Consider the following 4784-nt stretch of genomic DNA (forward strand, 5'->3'; position numbering starts at 1 on the left):
CTTTTGATAGAGAAGCCTTTAGTAGTTTAGAACTCCACTCCTTTAGGTGTGGGAGCAGTCAGTCTATGGAATATATTAAAGCAATTGGTCATATGGTTATAATAGATAAAAATAATGATAAGATTAAGTTTTATCAAAGTAAAGGATATACAGTTAGAAAAGAAAGTATTCATGATATATTTTTGAATAAATTTTTTATGGGAAAAGGAAGAAATATCAGATTAAAATTCCGGAATAGAGGAAAAAGTTTGCGTAGAAGGAAAAATATTTTTAGTATAAATATCATAAATTTTAATAATGTAAAATTTAGAGACTGAAATGGTTCAAATTTTAGGAAAGTTATATTTTTAATATACTATATTGCTCATTTTATGCTGTACAAACATTGGCATAGTAATTGCATAATATATAAATATAAAAAGCATAAGGAGTGAGCGATATGACTAATAAAAAAGTAAATAATCATTTAATGATAGATGGGTGTGATACTATTGAATTAGTTCGAAAATATGGTACACCTTTATATGTAATCTCCCAGAAAAAGATAGAGTATAAATGCAAGGAAATAAGAAATGAATTCTTAGCAAAATATGATAATACTAAAGCCCTATATGCTAGTAAAGCATTTTTAACTATGTCTATGTGCAAGATAATTGAAAAGGAAGGGTTAGGGCTTGATGTTGTATCTGGTGGAGAATTATATACTGCATTAAGAGCTGATTTTCCTAGAGAAAAGATTTTATTTCATGGAAATAATAAGAGTTATGAAGAATTATATATGGCTATTGAGAATAAAATAGGAAGAATAGTAGTTGATAATTTATATGAGTTAGAATTAATAGAAAAAATATCTAATAAATTAGATGAAAAGATTAATATTTTATATAGAGTAACACCAGGTATTAATAGTGATACTCATAAGTATATTATTACTGGTCAGAAGGATTCTAAATTTGGAATTCCATTAGAAAAAAGTGTGCTTTTTCATGCAGTAGAAAAGGCTATAGAATCAAAAAGAGTTAAATTAAAGGGTTTTCATTTTCATTTGGGGTCTCAATTATTTGATAATTCATATTATATTAAAGCAACAGATATAGTTATTAATCTTATGAGGGAATTAAAAGAAAGACTAGGATATGTAACAAAGGAATTAAATACAGGAGGGGGATATGGTATATCTCATATAAAGGATGACAATAAAGTATCCCTAAAATATTTTATTAAACCTTTAATGGAAAGAATAAATCAAAAGATCAATGAATATAATCTTTCTATGCCTCAGGTTATGATTGAACCAGGGAGATGGATAATAGCAGAAGCTGGAATTACTCTTTATACAATTGGTAATATTAAAAAAATATCAGGAGTTAGAACTTATATAGCTGTAGATGGTGGCATGACAGATAACTTAAGATCATCTCTTTATGGAGCTAAATATAATGGAGATATAGCTAATAAGATAGATGATAAGAAAGTAAATTTAGTAACTGTAGCAGGGAAATGCTGTGAATCAGGAGATATATTAATTGAGGATTTAATGGTTCCTAATATAAATCCTGGAGATATTTTAGCAATATATAATACAGGAGCATATAATTTTTCCATGGCAAACAATTATAATAGAAACTTAAGACCATCTGTAGTCTTAGTTAAAAATGGTAAGGCTCAAATTATGGTGGAAAGACAAACTTATGAAGATTTATTAATAGGAGAAAAACTACCTGGAATAGTAAATTGTAAGGAATGTAGTCCATCAAAGATAAAGGGGGTCTTATAATTTTATATTGTGATGGCTATTTTCCAAAAATATATTAAGGAAGTGGGGAAAAATATATGATTAATATTATTTGGTTTCTATTTATTGTAATAGGAGTTATTGTAGCTGTATTTACTGGAAATATAACAGCTGTTACTGATGCTGCCATTGAAAATGCGGAATTAGCGGTGGAATTATCAATAGGCCTTGTTGGGATCATGGCTCTTTGGTTAGGAATTATGAAAATAGCTGAAGAATCGGGGTTAGTTAATATTTTAGCTAAGGCGGTAAAGCCTATAATGATTAGATTATTTCCAGAGGTACCAGAAGAACATCCTGCAATGGGAGCCATGATAATGAACATGGCTGCTAATATATTAGGTTTAGGGAATGCGGCTACCCCTTTAGGGCTCAAAGCAATGAAAGAATTAAATGAAATAAATAATGATAGTGATACTGCTTCAAATGCAATGTGTACTTTTCTCGCAATAAATACATCTAGTGTTACATTAATTCCAGCAACTGTAATAGCATATAGATCTGCAGCAGGTTCAGCTAATCCTACTGAGATAATAGGACCAGTAATTATAGCAACCCTTGCATCAACTATTGCAGCAATAATAGCTGTGAAATCATTACAAAAGTTACCAAGATTCAGCAAAACAAATCCAAATAACAATAAAAAAATAGTTGGATCTAAATAATTGAGGGGGATTATATGTTTGTTGAAATAATGGAGGGAATATCAAAGTATGCTATACCTTTTATTTTATTAGCTATACCTACTTATGGTGTATTTAAAAAAGTAAAAGTTTATGAATCATTTACAGAGGGGGCAAAGGATGGATTTACAACTGCAATTAAAATAATTCCGTTTTTAGTTGCTATGTTAGTATCTATAGGCATTTTTAGAGCGTCAGGTGCAATGGAAATATTAACTTCAGTATTAAGTCCCATAACGAATAAAATAGGAATGCCTGGAGAAACAGTACCAATGGCGTTAATGAGACCACTTTCTGGTGGAGGAGCTTCAGGGGTAATGAATAGTTTATTTGAGGCTCATGGACCAGATTCTTTTATTGGAAGATTGGCTTCTATAATGATGGGTTCAACTGAAACTACATTTTATGTATTAGCAGTATATTTTGGAGCCGTATCTATTAAGAAGACAAGACATGCTTTACCAGCTGGATTAATATCTGATGCTGTAGGTATAGTAGTTGCAGTAATAGTTGCTAATATAATGTTTTAAAATTAAGGGCTTAAGCCCTTAATTTTTTTAGAAAGGAAGGGATTATATGATTAAACCTAGAATGTTAAAAAAAGGTAGTACTATAGGATTAGTTGCACCAGCTAGCGATGCGCCTAAAGGAAATGTTAATAAGTCAATAAAATATTTAAAGAGTATAGGATTTAAAGTAAAAGTAGGTGAGAGTTGTTATAGTAAAAAAGGCTTTTTAGCAGGAAAAGATGTTTTAAGGGCAAAAAATATAAATGAAATGTTTGTAGACAAAAGTGTAGATGCTGTATTTTGTATAAGGGGTGGTTATGGTGTTCATAGAATATTAGATAAAATAGACTATAATTTAATAAAAGAGAATCCTAAAATATTTATGGGATATAGTGATATAACAGCATTACATATAGCTATTAACAAGATATGTGATTTGATAACATTTCATGGTCCTATGACAGTAAGTGATATGAAAGATGGTTTAGATGAATTATCATTGCAATATTTAAAGAAAATAATTATGACATCCAATGATTTAATAGAAGTAAATAATCCTAAAGAAAATAAAATAAAAACTTTAGTCAAAGGGAAAGTTGAAGGAGAAATAATAGGAGGAAATTTAGCTTTAGTTTCTGCAACTATAGGTACACCTTATGAGATTGATACAGATGATAAAATTTTTTTTATTGAGGATATTGGAGAATATACATTTTCCATAGATAGAATGTTAATGCAATTAAAATTAGCAGGAAAATTAGATAATCTTCGAGGAATAGTATTAGGAGATTTTAATAATTGTATTCCACAGGATAAAAATGATCATACTTTAATAGAAGTATTTCAAGATATATTAGTACCTTTGAATATACCAATAATTTATAATTTAAAATCTGGGCATTGTACTCCTAATATAGTGTTACCTTTAGGAGGTAAAGTTGAAATTGATGGGTATAGAGGTAAATTATTTATAAAGGGGAGTGTTGTAATAAATGAATAATATACTAGAAAAGTCTAATTCTATTAAAGATTGGTTAATAAATATAAGAAGAGAATTTCATATGTATCCTGAATTAGGTATGGAGGAATTTAAAACTTCACAAAAAATATGCGATTTATTGGACGAGATGGGTATAGAATATGAAAGAGGAATTGCGAATACAGGAGTAGTTGGAATTATAAAAGGAAAAAAGGAAGGGAAGACAGTAGCTCTTAGAGCTGATATGGATGCTTTACCTATAGATGAAAGAAATGATGTTTATTATAAATCAAAAATAAAAGGTAAAATGCATGCTTGTGGCCATGATGCACATATGACAATACTTATGGGTACAGCTAAGATTTTAAATGATATGAGAGATGAATTAAAGGGAAAAGTAAAATTAATATTTCAACCTGCTGAAGAAACAGTAGGAGGAGCAAAAAAGATGATAGAAGAGGGAGTCTTAGAAAATTTTAAAGTTGATGCAGTGTTTGGATTACATGTGGCTCCAGAGATTCCTGTGGGTAAGATAGGTATAAAGTATGATAAAATGAATGCATCTTCTGATACATTAGAAATTAATATATTTGGTGAAAGTACCCATGGAGCTTATCCTCATAGTGGTATTGATAGTATAATGATAGCATCTCAAGTTATTAATGCTTTGCAAACAATAGTAAGTAGAAATGTAAATCCTATTGATTCTGCAGTAATATCTTTGGGGACAATACAAGGAGGTAACTAACAGTTAAAATGTTGACAGCCTCCCATGTTCATAAAGAGCATGGAGTGATACGAAAGTATCCAAAATCCTT

6 protein-coding genes are annotated in these 4784 nt (G+C 29.6%); all 6 read left to right on the plus strand.

The annotated features are described in order from the left end of the window. Positions 1-317, plus strand: a 317-nt coding sequence (locus GOQ29_RS04305; RefSeq protein WP_207750640.1) for a hypothetical protein, incomplete at its 5' end; no start/stop codon positions are given. Between the two features lie 122 nt (positions 318-439). After that, a complete protein-coding gene (gene lysA, locus GOQ29_RS04310) occupies positions 440-1777 on the plus strand; it encodes a diaminopimelate decarboxylase (protein WP_203371409.1) in 1338 nt (445 codons plus the stop codon). Between the two features lie 56 nt (positions 1778-1833). Then, positions 1834-2460, plus strand: coding sequence for a nucleoside recognition domain-containing protein (locus tag GOQ29_RS04315; protein ID WP_203371410.1), 627 nt, complete (start codon positions 1834-1836; stop codon positions 2458-2460). A 14-nt stretch (positions 2461-2474) separates the two neighbouring features. Beyond that, the gene (locus GOQ29_RS04320; protein ID WP_203371411.1) at positions 2475-3008 is read left to right on the plus strand and encodes a spore maturation protein; all 534 of its coding nucleotides are present in this window, start codon (positions 2475-2477) and stop codon (positions 3006-3008) included. A gap of 46 nt (positions 3009-3054) precedes the next feature. Further along, the gene (locus GOQ29_RS04325) at positions 3055-3987 is read left to right on the plus strand and encodes a S66 peptidase family protein (protein ID WP_203371412.1); all 933 of its coding nucleotides are present in this window, start codon (positions 3055-3057) and stop codon (positions 3985-3987) included. Next, positions 3980-4714, plus strand: a complete 735-nt coding sequence (locus tag GOQ29_RS04330) for a M20 metallopeptidase family protein (RefSeq protein ID WP_203371413.1) — start codon at positions 3980-3982, stop codon at positions 4712-4714. The genes GOQ29_RS04325 and GOQ29_RS04330 overlap by 8 nt, the downstream gene beginning before the upstream one ends. Positions 4715-4784 lie beyond the last annotated feature (70 nt).

The organism is Anaeromonas gelatinilytica (assembly GCF_016820635.1).
GTDB classification, from domain to species: Bacteria; Bacillota; Clostridia; order Tissierellales; family SIT17; genus Anaeromonas; species Anaeromonas gelatinilytica.

Excerpts from the sequence above, each read along its gene's own strand:
- lysA (WP_203371409.1), top strand. The coding sequence starts at position 440 with ATGACTAATAAAAAAGTAAATAATCATTTAATGATAGATGGGTGTGAT.
- GOQ29_RS04330 (WP_203371413.1), top strand. The coding sequence starts at position 3,980 with ATGAATAATATACTAGAAAAGTCTAATTCTATTAAAGATTGGTTAATA.
- GOQ29_RS04325 (WP_203371412.1), top strand. The coding sequence starts at position 3,055 with ATGATTAAACCTAGAATGTTAAAAAAAGGTAGTACTATAGGATTAGTT.
- GOQ29_RS04315 (WP_203371410.1), top strand. The coding sequence starts at position 1,834 with ATGATTAATATTATTTGGTTTCTATTTATTGTAATAGGAGTTATTGTA.
- GOQ29_RS04320 (WP_203371411.1), top strand. The coding sequence starts at position 2,475 with ATGTTTGTTGAAATAATGGAGGGAATATCAAAGTATGCTATACCTTTT.